The 17,126-nt window shown below is 35.5% G+C and carries 16 protein-coding genes and 1 other annotated feature; of the genes, 1 reads left to right on the plus strand and 15 read right to left on the minus strand.

Going from position 1 to position 17,126, the window contains the following annotated elements:
- Window positions 1–10: 10 nt before the first annotated feature.
- The 10 genes from cshB to recO form a co-directional block, all read right to left on the minus strand.
- Window positions 11–1,318, minus strand: coding sequence for a DEAD-box ATP-dependent RNA helicase CshB (gene cshB, locus HCJ50_RS09715; RefSeq protein WP_185348860.1), 1,308 nt, complete (start codon window positions 1,316–1,318; stop codon window positions 11–13).
- A gap of 162 nt (window positions 1,319–1,480) precedes the next feature.
- Window positions 1,481–2,602, minus strand: coding sequence for a Nif3-like dinuclear metal center hexameric protein (locus HCJ50_RS09720; protein ID WP_185348868.1), 1,122 nt, complete (start codon window positions 2,600–2,602; stop codon window positions 1,481–1,483).
- Window positions 2,599–3,303: a tRNA (adenine(22)-N(1))-methyltransferase gene (locus HCJ50_RS09725; RefSeq protein WP_185348870.1), complete on the minus strand. Its 705-nt coding sequence runs from the start codon at window positions 3,301–3,303 to the stop codon at window positions 2,599–2,601. The genes HCJ50_RS09720 and HCJ50_RS09725 overlap by 4 nt, the downstream gene beginning before the upstream one ends.
- 67 nt (window positions 3,304–3,370) lie before the next feature.
- Window positions 3,371–4,495, minus strand: coding sequence for an RNA polymerase sigma factor RpoD (gene rpoD / locus HCJ50_RS09730; protein WP_185334743.1), 1,125 nt, complete (start codon window positions 4,493–4,495; stop codon window positions 3,371–3,373).
- Between the two features lie 95 nt (window positions 4,496–4,590).
- Window positions 4,591–6,471, minus strand: a complete 1,881-nt coding sequence (gene dnaG / locus HCJ50_RS09735) for a DNA primase (protein ID WP_185348872.1) — start codon at window positions 6,469–6,471, stop codon at window positions 4,591–4,593.
- Window positions 6,472–6,490: 19 nt separating this feature from the next.
- A complete protein-coding gene (locus HCJ50_RS09740; protein WP_185348874.1) occupies window positions 6,491–6,931 on the minus strand; it encodes a YaiI/YqxD family protein in 441 nt (146 codons plus the stop codon).
- Between the two features lie 189 nt (window positions 6,932–7,120).
- On the minus strand, window positions 7,121–7,945 hold the full coding sequence (locus tag HCJ50_RS09745) for a pyruvate, water dikinase regulatory protein (RefSeq protein WP_185348876.1): 825 nt from the start codon (window positions 7,943–7,945) through the stop codon (window positions 7,121–7,123).
- Window positions 7,946–7,979: 34 nt separating this feature from the next.
- Window positions 7,980–10,046 (minus strand): glycine--tRNA ligase subunit beta, encoded by a 2,067-nt coding sequence (glyS, locus tag HCJ50_RS09750; RefSeq protein ID WP_185348878.1) that lies wholly within the window; start codon window positions 10,044–10,046, stop codon window positions 7,980–7,982.
- Window positions 10,039–10,929 carry a glycine--tRNA ligase subunit alpha gene (gene glyQ / locus HCJ50_RS09755; RefSeq protein WP_003766904.1) on the minus strand — a complete coding sequence of 297 codons (891 nt, stop codon included), beginning with the start codon at window positions 10,927–10,929 and terminating at the stop codon, window positions 10,039–10,041. Before glyQ ends, glyS begins: the two co-directional genes overlap by 8 nt.
- Before the next feature lie 67 nt (window positions 10,930–10,996).
- Window positions 10,997–11,171 (minus strand) — a binding site (T-box leader).
- A 40-nt stretch (window positions 11,172–11,211) separates the two neighbouring features.
- Entirely contained in the window at window positions 11,212–11,979 is a 768-nt protein-coding gene (gene recO, locus HCJ50_RS09760) for a DNA repair protein RecO (RefSeq protein ID WP_185348880.1), read from the minus strand.
- Between the two features lie 136 nt (window positions 11,980–12,115).
- On the opposite strand from recO, the gene HCJ50_RS09765 reads away from it, so the two are divergent.
- On the plus strand, window positions 12,116–12,727 hold the full coding sequence (locus tag HCJ50_RS09765) for a DUF4352 domain-containing protein (protein ID WP_185395665.1): 612 nt from the start codon (window positions 12,116–12,118) through the stop codon (window positions 12,725–12,727).
- A 38-nt stretch (window positions 12,728–12,765) separates the two neighbouring features.
- Here the strand turns inward: HCJ50_RS09765 and era are convergent, their stop codons facing one another.
- The 5 genes from era to HCJ50_RS09790 are packed head-to-tail and all read right to left on the minus strand — an operon-like array spanning window position 12,766 to window position 17,120.
- A complete protein-coding gene (gene era, locus HCJ50_RS09770) occupies window positions 12,766–13,671 on the minus strand; it encodes a GTPase Era (RefSeq protein WP_185348884.1) in 906 nt (301 codons plus the stop codon).
- Complete coding sequence (locus HCJ50_RS09775; protein WP_185348886.1) at window positions 13,668–14,063, minus strand: cytidine deaminase; 396 nt, start codon at window positions 14,061–14,063, stop codon at window positions 13,668–13,670. The genes era and HCJ50_RS09775 overlap by 4 nt, the downstream gene beginning before the upstream one ends.
- Window positions 14,064–14,087: 24 nt before the next feature.
- On the minus strand, window positions 14,088–14,483 hold the full coding sequence (locus tag HCJ50_RS09780) for a diacylglycerol kinase family protein (RefSeq protein ID WP_185348888.1): 396 nt from the start codon (window positions 14,481–14,483) through the stop codon (window positions 14,088–14,090).
- Complete coding sequence (gene ybeY, locus HCJ50_RS09785) at window positions 14,461–14,946, minus strand: rRNA maturation RNase YbeY (RefSeq protein WP_185348890.1); 486 nt, start codon at window positions 14,944–14,946, stop codon at window positions 14,461–14,463. The genes HCJ50_RS09780 and ybeY overlap by 23 nt, the downstream gene beginning before the upstream one ends.
- Window positions 14,947–14,963: 17 nt before the next feature.
- Window positions 14,964–17,120, minus strand: coding sequence for an HD family phosphohydrolase (locus HCJ50_RS09790; RefSeq protein ID WP_185348892.1), 2,157 nt, complete (start codon window positions 17,118–17,120; stop codon window positions 14,964–14,966).
- Between the last annotated feature and the right edge of the window lie 6 nt (window positions 17,121–17,126).

A 17,126-nucleotide genomic window follows, 5' to 3' on the forward strand; every position in this document is an offset into this window, starting at 1 on the left:
CACTCCTCGTTTATCTTTTTTTCCGTCTTTCCCGACGTTTAATTTCGTTCATTTTATAGTTGATTTTCTTTTTATAATTTGGTTTTCCTTTTTGTTTTGCTTTTTTTCGCATACCAATTTCACGTGGATCTGCCGTTTCACGTTTTGCTTCACGTTTGGCACGGCGATTACGGTCTTCAAGTGTAACGAATTCTTTGTTTTTCCAATCGACATGTTTAAACTCAATACCCATTTTTTCTAATTGATTGAGACGATCTTCATCAGCCGGCTCAAATAATGTTAGAGCAATACCGGAATGGCCAGCACGTCCTGTCCGACCTGTTCGATGGATATAAAAATCTAAATCGTCAGGTAGTTCATAGTTAACAACATGACTAATACCTTGAATATCAATACCACGCGCAGCTAAATCAGTTGCAACGACATATTGATAATCTAAGTTTTCGATTTGTTTCATTGTTCGTTTACGCTCACGTGGATTCACATCACCATGAATCTTGGCAACTTTTAATCCGCGTTCTGTTAAACCATTAGCCACTTCATCAGCAGTTGTTTTTGTATTGGTAAAAACAATAGCCAAATAAGGTTGCGAACCAACTAAAACATTTTTAAGTAAGTCTAGTTTATTTCGACTACGTGTCGCCATAATTCGATGTTCTACGGTTTTAGATGCAGCAACTTTTGGTTGAATATGCTCATAACGTGGATTTTCCATGTATTTGCTTAAAAATGGTTTTAGTTTTTGTGGAATGGTTGCAGAGAAAACAAGCATCTGCAAGTTAGCCGGCATTTTTCCAGCGATATGATCCACATCATTTAAGAATCCCATATCAAGTGTCATATCAGCTTCATCGATTACTAATGTTTTTGCAGTGTGCACAAATAAAGCTTGCTCACGAATTAAATCATTAATACGACCAGGTGTCCCAACAATGATTTGTGGTTGTTTTTTTAGTTTATCAATTGCTCGTTGTTTATCCGTGCCACCAATAACAAGTTGAACAGCTAGTTCTTTCTCGCTGTATTTGGTTACTTTGCGAATTTCATTATAAATTTGTGTAGCAAGTTCACGGCTGGGTGCTGTAATAACAGCTTGTACGGCGTCTTTTTCTGGATTCACATTATTAATTATTGGCAAAATAAAAGTATGGGTTTTTCCAGTACCTGTTTGAGATTGGCCAATAATACTTTCACCTTTAAGAATCCCTGGGATGAGCTTTTGTTGTACTTCTGTGGGTTCGTAAAATCCTAATTTATCTATTGCAACCCCAATAAAAGGTTGAAAGTCAAACTGGTCAAACCTTGATTTCTTCGTCATAAAATATTTCCACTCCGTTCTATACCTAATTGCCATTATAGCACAGATTAAGTCATTCGTGCGTGCTATAAGACAACTTTATCAAAACAATCAAATAGCGTTTGGTAAAACAGAAAAATAAAGCTGGCTATTTTTTAATTTAATCAAAAATAGCCAGTTTTATTAGCAAAATTGAAAAGGATCAGTATTAACTTCCGAAACAATAAAATCCCCTTCATAATCTAAAATTTTAGCTTGTTCTTCCATTTTTTCTTTTAAATAGCCTTTCATTACTTTTTCAATGTTATGGCCAGGGTCAATTGTTGGTAAATTAATCGCCAGTAAATCATGTGCTGTGTGGTAATAAATATCTCCTGTTATATAAACATCTGCACCAGTTGCTTTCACTTGATGAATAAACTTGTTGCCATCTCCACCGATAATTGCTACTTTTTTAACAGTTGATTTTAAGTCACCAATAAAGCGTACATTCTCTACTGCATAAGCTGTTTTTAGTTTATCTATAAACGATACCATTCCAACTTTTTTTGGAAGGGTACCAACTCGACCAATACCTTCTTTATAAGTTAAGTTTTCTAACATATACACATCTATTGCTGGTTCTTCATATGGATGAGCAATTTTAACAGCTTTTAGAATAGTTTCTGTTAAATGTTCCGGAAAAACAGCTTCAATTTTCACTTCAGGGACTTTCGTTAATGTTTCTTTTTTACCAATAGTTGGGTTTGCATTTACACTAGGTTTAAATGATCCCATACCGTTTACTTGAAAGGTACATTCTGTATACTCTGTACCAATTTTGCCAGCCCCATTATTTACAAGTGCTAAACGAACGGATTCCAGTTCATTCTCTGGCACATAAACAGCCATTTTGCAGTAGGGTTCTGTGTAGGTTTCTTCAATAATTTTTATGTCTTTTAATCGTAGTAAATCTGCTAAAATATCATTAACACCGCCTTGTGCTACATCTAAATTCGTATGAGCAGCAAAGACAGTTATATCATGCTTAATCAGTTTCTTAATCATTTTTCCTTGTTGTGTTGTTGTGTCAATTTGTTGTGTAGGACGATATAAAAATGGGTGATGCGCAATGATTAAATCAATATTTTTTTCAATTGCTTCATCTACTACTTCTTCCAGAACATCTAGAGTAAACATGACTTTTCTTACTTTTCTAGATAAGTCCCCTACTTGCAGGCCGATTGGGTCACCTTCCATAGCTAATTTTTTAGGGGCGATTTTTTCAAGAATTGCAATATATTCATAACCATTGGCAACTTTCATTTTAGCACATCCTCTACTAATGCAATTTTATGTTTTAATTCATGAATTTTTGCTTGATTTTCGTCTGATATTGGTTGGTTATTTGAAATGGTTTGGATAATGTTTTGCCAAGTGTTGGCTTCATGGCGCCATTTGCTTTTAAATATGGCACTTTGTTCTTTTAATAAACATGGGCCAAAAAAGATTTCTTGTGCTGTCCATTCTACTGATTCTTTGGAAGGTTGAAGAACAATAATTTCATAAATTTTATTATCTTCTCGTAAAATAGCTTCCGAGGTAATTGTCCAATTATTTTTTTCAGACCACTCTCTTAATTGAAATGCTGCGATATTTGGTTGGAGAATCAGCTTAGTTACATTTGTAAGTTTTGCTACACCTTCTTCTAAAATTGTCCGAATTAAAGTGCCACCCATCCCTGCAATTACAATGGTATCAATAGCATCAGCAGCAGTAATTACCTCTAAACCGTTTCCTTTTCGAACATCAATTTGAGAAGTGAGGCCAATTGACGCGACTTGTTTTTGCGCAGATTTAAATGGACCTTCTACCACTTCTCCTGCTACCGCGAATGAAGCCATTTTATTTTTGATAGCAAAACACGGCAAGTATGCATGGTCGCTGCCAATATCAGCAATGCGTTCATTATTTGTTATGTATGAAGCCACTTTTTCGAGTCGCTTCGATAATTGCTCTTCGTTCATTTGGTTCCCTACTTTCATTTTCATTAAAAAGGCAGGAGAACGATTTGTCCTCCTGCCTGGTTATGCTTTATTCTAGGAAGTCTTTTAATTGTTTGCTACGGCTTGGATGGCGCAATTTACGTAATGCTTTTGCTTCAATTTGGCGAATTCTTTCACGTGTTACTCCGAAGACACGACCAACTTCTTCTAAAGTACGTGTTCGACCATCATCTAAACCGAAACGAAGACGAAGGACATTTTCTTCGCGATCTGTTAACGTATCAAGCACATCTTCTAATTGTTCTTTTAATAATTCATATGCCGCATGGTCAGACGGAGAAGTAGCATCTTGGTCTTCAATAAAATCTCCAAGGTGCGAGTCATCTTCCTCACCAATTGGCGTTTCAAGTGAGACTGGCTCTTGCGCAATTTTTAAAATTTCCCGAACTTTTTCAGTTGGTAGATCCATTTCTTCCCCAATTTCTTCAGGTGATGGATCACGTCCTAAATCTTGTAGCAAGGAGCGTTGAACACGAATTAATTTGTTGATAGTTTCTACCATATGCACTGGAATACGAATAGTTCTAGCTTGGTCAGCGATAGCACGGGTGATAGCCTGACGAATCCACCATGTTGCATAGGTACTGAATTTAAATCCTTTATTGAAATCGAATTTTTCAACGGCTTTCATTAGTCCCATGTTTCCTTCTTGAATTAAATCAAGAAATAGCATCCCACGACCAACATAACGTTTGGCAATACTTACTACTAGACGAAGGTTGGCTTCTGCAAGACGACCTTTTGCTTCAATATCTCCAGCCTCAATGCGTTTTGCTAAAGCGATTTCCTCATCAGCAGTTAACAAGTCTACTCGACCAATTTCTTTGAGATACATACGCACAGGGTCATTGATTTTTACACCTGGTGGTACACTCAAATCTGTTAAGTCAAAGGATTCGGTTTCCTCTTTAACAAGTTCTGTTTCATCTGGATCTTCATCATCAGCATCATCAGAAACTTCAATTCCTGCTTCGCCAACGTGTTCTAAATACTCATCCATTTGATCGGAATCTAATGTGAATGGAGCTAATCTGGCAGCGATTTTTGCATAAGTTAAAATCCCCTTTTTCTTGCCTTCCTCTATTAGGGCTTCTTTTACTTGCTCAACATTTAGTTCAGCAACTGGTTTTGTGTTTTGTGTTTTATCACTCATAACTGCCTGTATTCCTCCTTCCAAAAATGCCGCTAACCTTATTAAAAGGCCTCTCTTAGGTAATAATACCATCATTTAGCGGTTTTAAAACTTCTTTAATCCAATTGACCACTGTTTAATTGGCGATTGAGCTGGACGATTTCAAGCATCACTCGAATTTCGTTTTCTTTGTCATTATCTCGGTTGTATCCAGCGAGTTCTTGTTCCAGTTCTTTCTTCATTCGCTCTAACTTAAATCGTTTTAGACTTTTAATATAGTCTTCAAATTGTGCTCTGCCTTGTTCATCCGGGCTAACAACCATTTCCAGACTACTAATAAGCCCTTTCATTGCAATATCTTGCACGCTATCCATAAACTTATTGGGATCTGCTTCGTTACCTTCTGCAAAATAGCCAATCAAATGAATATAAAGCGTTTGATAGTTATCGTGGTAAAATTCTGTATCACCAAGCAATTGTTTAATTAACATAAAACTATCACGACTTTCTATCATTGCTTTCATCAATTGTTGTTCTGCTGTTGTGTGCGCTGATAACGTTTGTGTTGGTTGTTCAAAAGAAAACAGCATTTCCGAATTCTCTTGTGGGACAAGCCCCATAAAAGCATCATCTATTGGTGGTTCATTATAGCTAGGTGTTTGACGTGTTTTTTGGTTTGTTTTAATTGATTGTTGTAGCTGTTGTTTTAAGGTTTCTATCGTTAATTCAAACTCTTCAGCAAGTTGTTTTAAATATAGTTCTCGCTCTACTGCCTGATCAAGTTTAGCAATTTCCCGTAAACAATCATCAATATAAGCGATTTGATCTGTTTCGTTTTGCAAATTACGTTCTCTTCGCAAATAATGAATTTTGAAAGCAGTCCAAGTCATTCGCTGTTGTTTATATATTTCTTTGAATTTATCAGCACCACTTGCACGGATAAAGTCATCTGGGTCTTTTCCAGCTGGTAATTGGAGGACAAATACATCTAATCGATTTCGCTCTACTAAAAGTGTCCCTGCTTTATAAGCTGCTTCTATTCCGGCTCTGTCGCCGTCATAACAGATAATTGCACGACTAGTAAGCCTTTTAATTAAATCGGCATGTTCTTCGGTAAGACTTGTTCCCATCGAAGCAACCGCATTTTGAACACCGGCTTCTTCAGCCGAAATAACATCCATAAAACCTTCCATAAGGGTAATTTCTTCTTGTTTTCGAATTGCTTGTCTAGCTTCCGAAAAATGAAATAATGTACGCCTTTTATTGAAAATGGGTGTTTCTGGACTATTTAAATATTTCGGTCCATCATCCCGGTCGAATAGACGGCCAGAAAATGCAATTATTTGGCCACGGTCATTCGAAATTGGAAACATAATTCGATTACGAAAGCGGTCCACCATTTGACCATCATCTCGTTCTGATAAGAGACCTGCTGTATTCGCAAGTTGTAAATTCATCCCTCTTTTTTCTAGAAAGGATGTGATAGTTGCATGATGATTTGGTGCAAATCCAATTTGGAAAGCAGCCATCATTTGCTCGGACATACCACGCTCTTTTAAATAGGCAAGTGCAGTAGCCCCTTCTTCTGTCTCCATCAAAATGTAATGATAGAGTTTAGCAGTGAGTTGATGCATTTCCGTCATTTTGGATGTGTCTGAATTTTCTTTTGGTAAGTGCGCCATGTCACGTTCTTCTGGAAGTTCGATAGCTACATCTAAATGACTCATATCCGCGACTTTTTTTACCGCTTCTACAAATGTTAATCCATCATGTTCCATTAGAAAAGAAAAAACATTTCCGCCTTTTCCGCACCCAAAACAATGAAAAATTTGCTTTTCTGGTGAGACAGAGAAAGAAGGTGTTTTTTCACCATGGAAGGGACATAAACCAGCATAATTACGACCTTGTTTTTTTAGTTGAACGTAATTACCAATAATATCGACAATATCCGCTTGATTCCGGACTTGATCAATTACTTCTTCAGGAATCCGCGCCATGTTGACAGTCAACTCCTATTTACTTATTTTGCAAAAATGTTGTCATTCGATCTTGAAATAATGACCTATCTTGATCACTCATTGCTTTTGGACCTTTACTATATTTGCCCTGTTGCCTGTCTTTGGCATGTCTATAGCGAATATCTAACATTAATGACATTTCTTCTTCTCGGTAAAGCTCTCCGCGATTTGAAAAAACGTAGGTGCCTTTTGCAAGTAAAATGCTAGCAAGACCAATATCTTGTGTAACGATAATATCGCCTTTTTTTGCTATGTTCATCATTCGCATATCCGCCGACTCTTTTCCAGTATCCACAAAAATCCAATGCTCTCCATTTGTATTTAGAGAATAATGATTAAAGGAAGCCACAAAAATAACTTCTATTTGAAATTTTTCTGCAACTTGTTTTATTTCTGCTTTAACTGGGCAGGCATCCGCATCAACCAAAATTTTTGGCACACATTCCATCCTCTCTTCTAAAATCTCTGAAGACAAGTTAAAAAACGAGTTTTTAACCCGTTTTTTAATATATTATTCATAGATTCAGCATTTTATTCGCGATGTTAGATTATACGGGAAGAAGCTAATTTTTACAAGCTATTTTTCCCGTATAATATATATATTCGACACAAAAACCAAAAGTCCTTCTTATAATTCTAAATTTTCATCAACAATTTCACCAATATGGATTAAAATCTCATTTGCTGTCTCTTCAATTGCTTTATTAGTAACATCTAAAACAAAACAATTTAGTTTACTTGCGAGTTTATTGAAAATAGCTAGTTCTTCATCAATACGTTGATTACTCGCATAAGTACCCGCTCCTGGTAATCCAATGGAGATTAATCGTTCTTGTCTAATTTTAGTTAACTTTTGCTTACTAATTTTTAAACCTATAATTTTTTTAGAATCAATTTCGAATAGTTCATCAGGAATTTGCGCTTCTGGAACGATTGGAATATTAACGATTTTCAACCCTTTTAGCGCTAAATATTGTGATAATGGTGTTTTGGATGTTCTAGAAATACCAATTAACACGTAATCTGCCTGTAAAATACCACGTGGATTTCGCCCATCATCATTTTCTACGGCAAATTCAATTGCAGCCACTTTGTTAAAGTAGGCTTCATCCATCGAACGAACACGACCAGGTTCTGAAAGTGGTTTAATTTTGTAAGTTTCTTCTAACTGATTTAAAAGTGGACCAAATAAGTCAATAATTGGCACACCAAAAGCTTGCGCAGTTCGATTTAACTCTTCACGAACGCTTTCTAAAACAATTGTATGCACAATAATACCATTGTTTACAGCTACCAAATCAACTATTTCCTCAATCATATGAGCAGAGTCCACGTGGTGAAAACGATGAATGAATTTAGGTGTTTGACCAAACTGACTAAGTGCAGCTCTTGTTACCAGTTCGGCCGTTTCTCCTGTTGAATCGGAAACTACGTATACGGCTGGTTGTGTCATATACTCATCCTCCTCTTTTATCGATTTCTTTTCTTTATTTTACATTAATTTCATCCATTTGAGCAAATTCTTTAATAAAGCTTGCTAATTCAAAAAGTAGTGCAAGACGATTGTTTTTCAGTTCGATATTATCACTCATCACAAGTGTATTGTCGAAATAATCATCAATAATCGTTCTAAGCGCAGCAAATTCTTTTAATCGCTCTACAATTGTTAAATTGGCATAATTGTATTTTAACTTTTCTAATGCATCAAAGAGCGCTTGTTCATATTCATTTTCAAATAATGCAGGATCTACTTCTATGCCTTCCTCATGTTTTTTGGAAATATTTACCACACGTGTTAGGGCTTCTATTGTTGGACGGAACCAGTCGGATTCTACATGTTTATTAAGAATTTGCGCACGATCAACTAATTGTGGAATAACATTAGGATCTCCACCAATAACTGCATCAATAATATCATGACGAATATGGTGATTTTGTAAAACAACCCGCAAGCGATTTTTCAAGAAGGTTTGTACTTCTTTTTTCACTTCTTCTCCTGGAAGTTCGACTGCACCTTCTGCACGTTCCATATCTACAATGCGAGAAAGGAGCTCAAGCACTGGAATATCCCATCCATTTGCTTGGATAATCCGCATTGCTCCAAAAGCACTACGACGTAAACCAAATGGATCAGCGGAACCAGTTGGAACGATATTCACACAGAAAAATCCTACTAAAGTTTCTAATTTGTCCGCAATCGCAATCAGAGAACCTAAATCAGTTTGTGGTAGCTCTCCTTCAGCTGAATTCGGTAGATAATGTTCGCGAATAGCTGTTGCAATCGCAGGTTTCTCTCCTTGTAATAAAGCGTATTTCTCTCCCATTATTCCTTGCAGTTCTGGGAATTCACCTACTACATTTGTAACCAAATCAAATTTGTAAATATCGGTTAAGCGAATAATATCTTCTTTGTCTTCTTCTTTCCAATATAAGTAGTCCGCAAGCATTAATGCCACTTTTTGAACACGTTTCATTTTTTCTGTTAAAGTCCCTAGTTTTTCATGAAATACAATATTCGGAAGTTTAGCTACTGCTTCATCAATAGTCATTTTCAAATCTTCTTGGTAGAAGAAATCGGCATCAGATAAACGAGCGCGCAGTACTTTTTCGTTTCCTCGAGCAACTGTTTCTAGATTTTCATGATTTCCGTTTCTAACTGTTACAAAATGTGGTAACAGTTTATCATCTTGACTGAAAACTGGGAAGTAACGTTGGTGTTCTTTCATTGTCGTAATTAATATTTCTTTGGGCAATTCTAAATAAACTTTTTCAAAATTCCCTGCTAAAACAGTCGGATATTCAACTAAATTTGTAACTTCTTCTAGTAAATCATCATCATTTTTGATTTGCCAATTTTCTAGTGCTGCTAGTTCTTTTAATTGTCCAGCGATAGCTTCTTTTCGATCTACTGCATCAACTACAACAAATTGTTCTAATAAAGCGGTTTGATAGTCGCTAGGTTGTGTGATTGTAGCGGTTTTTCCAAGGAAGCGATGACCACGAGAGCTATTACTTGTTGTTACACCAGTAATTTCAAATGGAATTATTTCTTCGCCAAACATAGCAATCAACCATTTGATTGGACGAATATAGCGTAAATCATTGGTACCCCAGTGCATACTTACAGGAAAAGTCATGCTTGTTACTACTTTTTGAAGCTGTGGTAGTAATGTAACAGTTTTTTCACCAATAATTTCTTTTTTTATATAAATGTATTCCACGCCTTTGATTTCGCGGAATGTTAAATCAGCAGGGTCAACTTGTTGGCTTCTAGCAAACCCTAATGCTGCTTTTGACCAATTACCTTCTTCATCTAAGGCAATTTTTTTTGCGGGTCCCTTTGCTTCTTCCACACGATTAGCTTGTTCTTCTGCCATATTCTCAACAAGAACAGTTAGACGTCTTGGTGTAGAAAAAGTTTGTATATCGGAAAAAGTGATTTGCTTTTCATGAAGCCAATCAGTCATTCTTTTTTTTAATTGTGTTACGGAGCTAGTCACATATTGCGCTGGCATTTCTTCTAAACCAATTTCTAATAGAAAATCTTTACTCATGACGTTTTCCTCCCTCTTCTTTGACTAATGGGAAGCCAAGTTTTTCTCGTGATTCATAAAATGTTTTTGCGATACGTCTTGCCAAGTTTCTAATTCGACCGATATATTGGGCACGTTCTGTAACAGAAACTACCCCACGTGCATCAAGCAAATTAAATGTATGCGAACATTTTAAAACATAGTCGTATGCCGGAAAAACAAGTCCTTCTTGCATTTGGCGAGCCGCTTCTCTTTCATACGTATCAAATAAAGTTAATAGCATATCTGTGTTGGACGTTTCAAAAGCATATTTAGAGTTTTCAAATTCTGCTTGGAAAAAAATATCACGGTAACTAATGCCTTCCGTCCATTCTAAATCAAATACATTTTCTTTATCTTGAATATAACTAGCTAAACGTTCCACTCCATATGTGATTTCAGAAGTAACAGGGAAACATTCCAGGCCACCCACTTGTTGAAAATAAGTAAATTGAGTGATTTCCATTCCGTCTAACCAAACTTCCCAGCCAAGTCCTGCACAACCTAGAGAAGGATTTTCCCAGTTATCTTCTACAAATCGAATATCATGTTCTAATGGATTAATTCCCAGTTTTTCTAGTGAACCAAGGTAAAGTTCTTGAATGTTATCAGGAGAAGGTTTCATCACTACTTGGAATTGATGATGTTGAAATAATCTATTGGGATTTTCTCCGTAACGACCATCTGCTGGACGACGAGAAGGCTCCACATAACCTGCTTTCCATGGTTCAGGACCAATTGCTTTTAAAAACGTATATGGACTCATTGTTCCCGCACCTTTTTCCACGTCGTAGGATTGTAACATGATACAACCTTGTTCAGACCAATAATCTTGCAGTGTTCTAATCATTGTTTGTAAATTCATTTCTTCCACCTCCAGAATTAATTCAGACAATATAAAAACTCTCGTCTCTATATGCTGATTTAAAGCATATAGGGACGAGAGTTATCTCGCGGTTCCACCCTATTTGGAATTAAAGTAATTCCCACCTTGATTTCGTTGTACTCCAGAACGCCTTCACAAAAAGATAAATACTCGGCTCACACCAAATCCCGAATTCGCTTTAAATAGAGCTTTTTGTTACTATTTTCCTTCAATGTACCTATTAGTTGATATATTAAAAGATACTGTATTTTAGCCGAAAAGTCAATCTTCACTATCTTTTTTTAGCATATTTTCCCATTTATTCATATCTCGCAAGAATTTGCGGCTTTTTAGATATAGTCCAGAATATTCATCATAATAAGTATCAATTGCTTTTTGTAACCATTCTTTTGTTTCTGGTTTTACATCAATATTACCTAATCTATCCAGTTGGAAAATAAAAAATAGCCGTAATAATTTCACTACATTTTCTGGCAAGTGCATGCGATAAGGGTCCTTATCAAAGCAGCGATGACAAATTATCCCATTGCTCCGAGTAGAAAAATCGAAATGTCCGGTCGTTTCCCCGCAAATAGCACATTTATCCATTGTTGGATAAAGACCAAGTACCGGAAGCATTTTCATTTCAAAAATTTGCGTCAAAATTTGGGGATCATAGCCTTCATCAATATCACGTAATATTTGAAAAGTTAACCCATATAAATAAGAATTTGGTTGCCGTTCTTCCGTAGCTTTATCAAGTAATTCGCATACATAGGTAGCATATGCAGTCATAAAAATATCTTGTTGAATAGAAGAGAAATTTTCGATTACTTCTCCCTGCTGGAGTGTACCAAGTCCATTTCCACCAAAGAAAGTAAAATAGCCATTTGTAAATAATTGTGTGACTGCGGCTAATCTACTTTTCGTTTTTTTTGCACCACGAGCCACCACACCAATTTTTCCGAATTCACGCGTATACATTCGAACAATTTTATCAGATTCGCGGTAACTAGTTTGGCGTATAACGATTCCCTCGCATTTTTCCATGTGGTTAGCCCCCTTTGCATTCGTCTTATTATATCATTTTCTAAAGGAATATGTCTTTTATTATTTTGCACTATCTTTCCTAGGTCAGCTATTGTAAAATAAAGAAAAAAGGTGAAGCAGAAAGGGAATTGATGTGATGAATTTTTTACTTATATTTGTTGGTTTATTCTTTCTTACATTCATAGGTTTTATTGTTGGGATTATACTACTTATTGTAAGAAAAGAGAAATGGGCTGGAATTATTGCAGCTGGCCTATCAATGGGAATTGGTTTTTATATTATACTAGGAGGTTTAAACCTGATTACGAGTAGTCTTTTGCAAAGTTTTAGTAATCCTTTCGCGTTTACTTATGATTTAGAAGGTTATGCAGACGACTATTCTGATGAATATTCCGATGACTTTGTTGATGATTTTATTAATGTAAAATATGGCGAAACTGTAACAATGACAGATGAAAGTTTAGTTACTGTCTACAAACCAGTCATGTCTCGCGAACAAACAGGTTATGATGTTTATGCTGTAAAAGTTAAAGTGGAAAATCCAAGTACAGAAAAAATAACTTTCTACTCGGATGATGTATCTTTATTTGATCTTGCGGATGAAGATTATGGAGAAGATGTTACAGAAGAGTATTTAGAAGAAACTATTAATCCAGGAGAAACAAAAATTTTAACACTATATTATGAAGTTTACAATTTTGGTCCGTACGATGTGGAGTATGGCGATTACAATTGGACGGAACAGTAAAAAAAATCCCGTACGCCATTTGGTGTACAGGATTTTTTTTAATATTCTTCTCTATCGAAACCATAATCTTGTAAATAATGTTCTTTATCGCGCCAATTTTTTTGAACTTTTACCCAAATTTCTAAAAATACTTTTGAACCAAGCAAGCGTTCAATTTCTTTTCTTGCGCGCATACCAATTTGTTTAAGCATTTGTCCTTGTTTTCCAATGATAATCCCTTTTTGGGTACTTCTTTCAACAATGATAGTTGCATTAATCGTTAGTTTTTCTGTTTTAGGATTTTTCTCAATACCCTCAATTACGACTGCAACGGAATGTGGTACTTCTTCTCTTGTTAATTGCAATACTTGCTCACGAATTAACTCGGAAATAATAAACCGTTCAGGATGATCAGTAATTTGGTCTTTCGGATAATACATTGGTCCAATCTCTAAGTTAGCATTCGTTTGGTCTAACAAATTAGGAACATTATTCCCTTGAAGCGCAGAAATCGGGATAATTTCTTCAAAATCTAGCAATTCTCGGTATTGTTCGATTAATTTGAATAACGCTTCTGGAGAAATTAAATCAATTTTATTTATTAATAAAAAGACGGGTGTTTGTACATTTTTTAATTTTTCAATGATAAATTCATCTCCACGACCAAACCCAGTAGATGCATCAATAACAAAATAAATTAAATCCACTTCTTGAAAAGTATTTAAAGCAATTTTTACCATAAAATCGCCTAGTTTATGTTTTGGTTTATGTATTCCTGGTGTATCAATAAAAACAATTTGTGATTCGTCTGTTGTGTAAACACCTTGTACTTTGTTTCTAGTAGTTTGCGCTTTATCACTCATAATTGCAATTTTTTGACCAATAATATGATTTAACAAAGTTGATTTCCCGACGTTAGGTCGCCCAACAATAGCTACAAATCCTGATTTAAATGGTTCACTCATAACATATCCTCCGATGCAAATGCGCCTGGTAAAAGTTCTTTCACTGTTACCGTCGCTGTTTTTCCTGTTAAATTTGTTAAAATTACTGGCATATCTGGTGCACAAAATTCACTAATGACTTGCCTGCATGCTCCACATGGTGAAACAGGTCCTTCTGTATCCGCCACAACAACTAATTGCTTGAAATCACGTTTTCCTTCTGATATTGCTTTGAAAATTGCTGTTCGTTCGGCACAATTGGTTAAACCAAAAGAGGCATTTTCAATATTGCAACCTAAAACTACTTCATCATCAGCTGTTATAAGCGCAGCCCCAACTGGAAAATTGGAATAAGGAACATATGCAAATTCTCTAGCTTGTTTAGCAAGCGAAATAAAATTATTTTCTTTCATTGAGCAAGTCACAATCCCTTCTTTTTATAAAAACATCTGGCAAAAGTATGGTATAAAAATAATTAAACCAATAAAACTAGCTACAACAGCTGCTAGTAACACTGCTCCTGCTGCAACATCCTTTGCTTTCTTTGCTTCATCTATATATTGTTCTGTAGCTACATCAACAGCCCTTTCAATTGCTGTATTGACCATTTCAAGTGTTAATACACCAAAGATGGAAAGTATTAATAAAATCCATTCTGATTTAGTGACATGAAAGAAGAAACCACAAATAACAACGGCTAGCGCTGCAAATGTATGAAAACGCATATTCCTCTCTTCTAAAAAAGCTGTTTTTAGTCCAGTGAATGCATGCTGAAATGATTCTGCATAATTTTTACTACGTTTATACTTTCTATCTTTCAAGTCCATAAGCATCCAACACTTCTTTTTGTAAGCCAAACATAATTTTTTCTTCTTCTGGCTCCATATGATCATAACCAAGCAAATGTAATAGTCCGTGAACTGCTAGAAATCCTAATTCTCTTGCTTTTGTATGTCCGTATTCTTGTGCTTGCTCTTCTGCTTTTTCAGTGGAAATAATAATATCTCCAAGCATTTTTGGTGTTTCTAAATCAAAATCATCCCAGTCGATTTCTGTTTCTCCTTCACCAAGTTCTTCTAGCGCAAAAGAAATAACATCCGTTGCTTGATCCTTATTTCGGTAGTCACGATTAATTTCTCGAATACCCTCATTAGTCGTAAAAGTTAAAGATAGTTCGGTTCCTTCGTCAATTTTTAAATACTCTGCGGCAAATTGCAAAATATTTTCTACCAGTTTTTTATCGTCTGTTGGAAGTTCTTTTGTTTCATCTATTAAATCAATTTCTAAGATTGGCATTTTTTTGCCCTCCTCTTTTACTCTTTATCATCAGGATATTGAATTCGTTGATGGTATATTCCATTTAATGTGGCAATTAATGTATCACGAATCATTCTAATTTCTTTTATCGTAATATCACAATCTGTAAACTGATTATCAAGAAAACGATCTTTAATGATGCCATCAATAATTTCTGTTATTTTCGCCATAGTTGGTTCAGCGGCAGAACGCACTGCTGCTTCTACGCTATCAGAAATATTTATAATCGCAATTTCTTTCGTTTGTGGTTTTGGACCACTATAACGGTAATCACTCTCTTTTATGTCTGGATTGGTTTCTTTAGCTTTATAATAAAAATATTTTAGTAGTGTAGTTCCATGATGTTGTAATGCAATATCAATAATTGGCTGTGGCATATGATTCTCTTTTAAAATTTCCGCACCATCTTTTGTATGCGAGAGAATTATATCACGACTTTGTTCTGGTGTCAGCCTATCATGTGGATTAATTCCTTGTAGTTGGTTCTCCACGAAATATGGTGGTCTTAAAGTTTTACCGATATCGTGATAAAAACAACCTACCCGAACGAGTAAACTATTTGCCCCAATTTTATCTGCACATGCCTCCGCTAAGTTGGCTACCATCATACTGTGGTGATAAGTTCCTGGTGCTTTCATTAAGATTTTTTTCAGTAATGGATGGTTTGGATTGGCAAGTTCTACTAAACGACTAGCAGTTAGCAACCCAAAAATCGTTTCAAATAATGGAATAATTCCTATACCTAAAATAAATGCTCCAAATCCGCCAACAAATGCATAACCAAGCGACATCACAGTAGAAAATTGCAAGAGCGAGTTGTTATTAATAAATAATAAAATAAAGACATATCCCATATTAATTAACCCAACCATAAATCCAGAAAAGACAATGGCAGAACGTTTGCTATAATCACGTAATGCTACAACACTTGTTACACCACTTAACAAAATGAAAATGGTGATGCCGCTGGTGGAATCATTTTGGAAAACAAAAAGACTCGTTGCTGCGATATAAATAACACTTAAAAAGGCATATTTTTCGTTGAGCAAAATTTTAAGTATCATCGGAGCAAAGGCTGCTGGGAAAAGATAGGAAATATTGGATACTCCTTGGGTTTCTAAGAATAAAATAATCATAAGCATCACAAGTGACGTTACATAAACTGAAGAAAAAATAAGCATTGTCTGCATTTTTTTTGCTTTTGATTGTGTTTGTTTTTTGGTGTAAAGAAATAGTAGCGCAGCTAACGCAATAATAAATACAGCAAAGCCAGCGTATTGTTTTATAGGCATTTTTTGATCAAGTAAATGTAACATATTTAATTGACGATAGGTTTCTCTATCCACAATTTGCCCTTCTTGCACGATAACCTGTCCTTGCAAGATTTTCACAGGAACAACTGCTTGTGAAGCTTCTTTGCGTCGGTCTTCTGTTTGCTCTCCACTATAAGTTTCATTCGGTACAATGGCATAGGAAACTAAAGCCTTTGAAACGTTTTTATAATAGGAAGGTATTGCAGAAAGCTCAATATCATCGCGCGCTCTAATTTTAGCAGCATTAAGGTTTTCGTCACGAATATTGTCTTCCATTGTTTTTGCTACTTCTGTTGTAATAACTTCTTCCATCGTATTGAAATCTTTGCTATCGGCTTCAAGTAACGTGATAAAAATTTCATCCGAAAGATTGGAAGTGATTTTTTCAGATACATTACTAGATAATTTTGTTTTTAAGCTTTTTAGTTTTGCTTCAGTTGAAACTGGTGCTGGTGTGGGCTTATTTTCTTTTGCTGCTTTTTCTTTATTTTTAGTATCGGTCTCTTGTGCCTCTGTGTTTACTTCATTTACATATGCAAATAAACTTTTAATGAGAGCCACTCGATTTTGTCCTGTTTCACGATTGTAGACATAAACATCTTCCACATCATTACTAGCTTTTGTGCGTTCTTCTTTTGTTTTCTCGGTATCCTCTACGGTTTGTGGAGAACGAATTGTTTTTTCAGCAACTTGGAATAATTTTACATTATAAGACTCTGGTTTGGTCATTTGGCAAATAAGCAAATATGCTATGACAGCGAAACAAATTAGGAGTACTGGAAAAAGGTATTTCTTTCCATTTTCGATGTACCAATGTCTCCATTTTTTTGGTAACTTCACATCTTA

This window comes from Listeria immobilis, from assembly GCF_014322765.1.
Classification (GTDB): domain Bacteria; phylum Bacillota; class Bacilli; order Lactobacillales; family Listeriaceae; genus Listeria; species Listeria immobilis.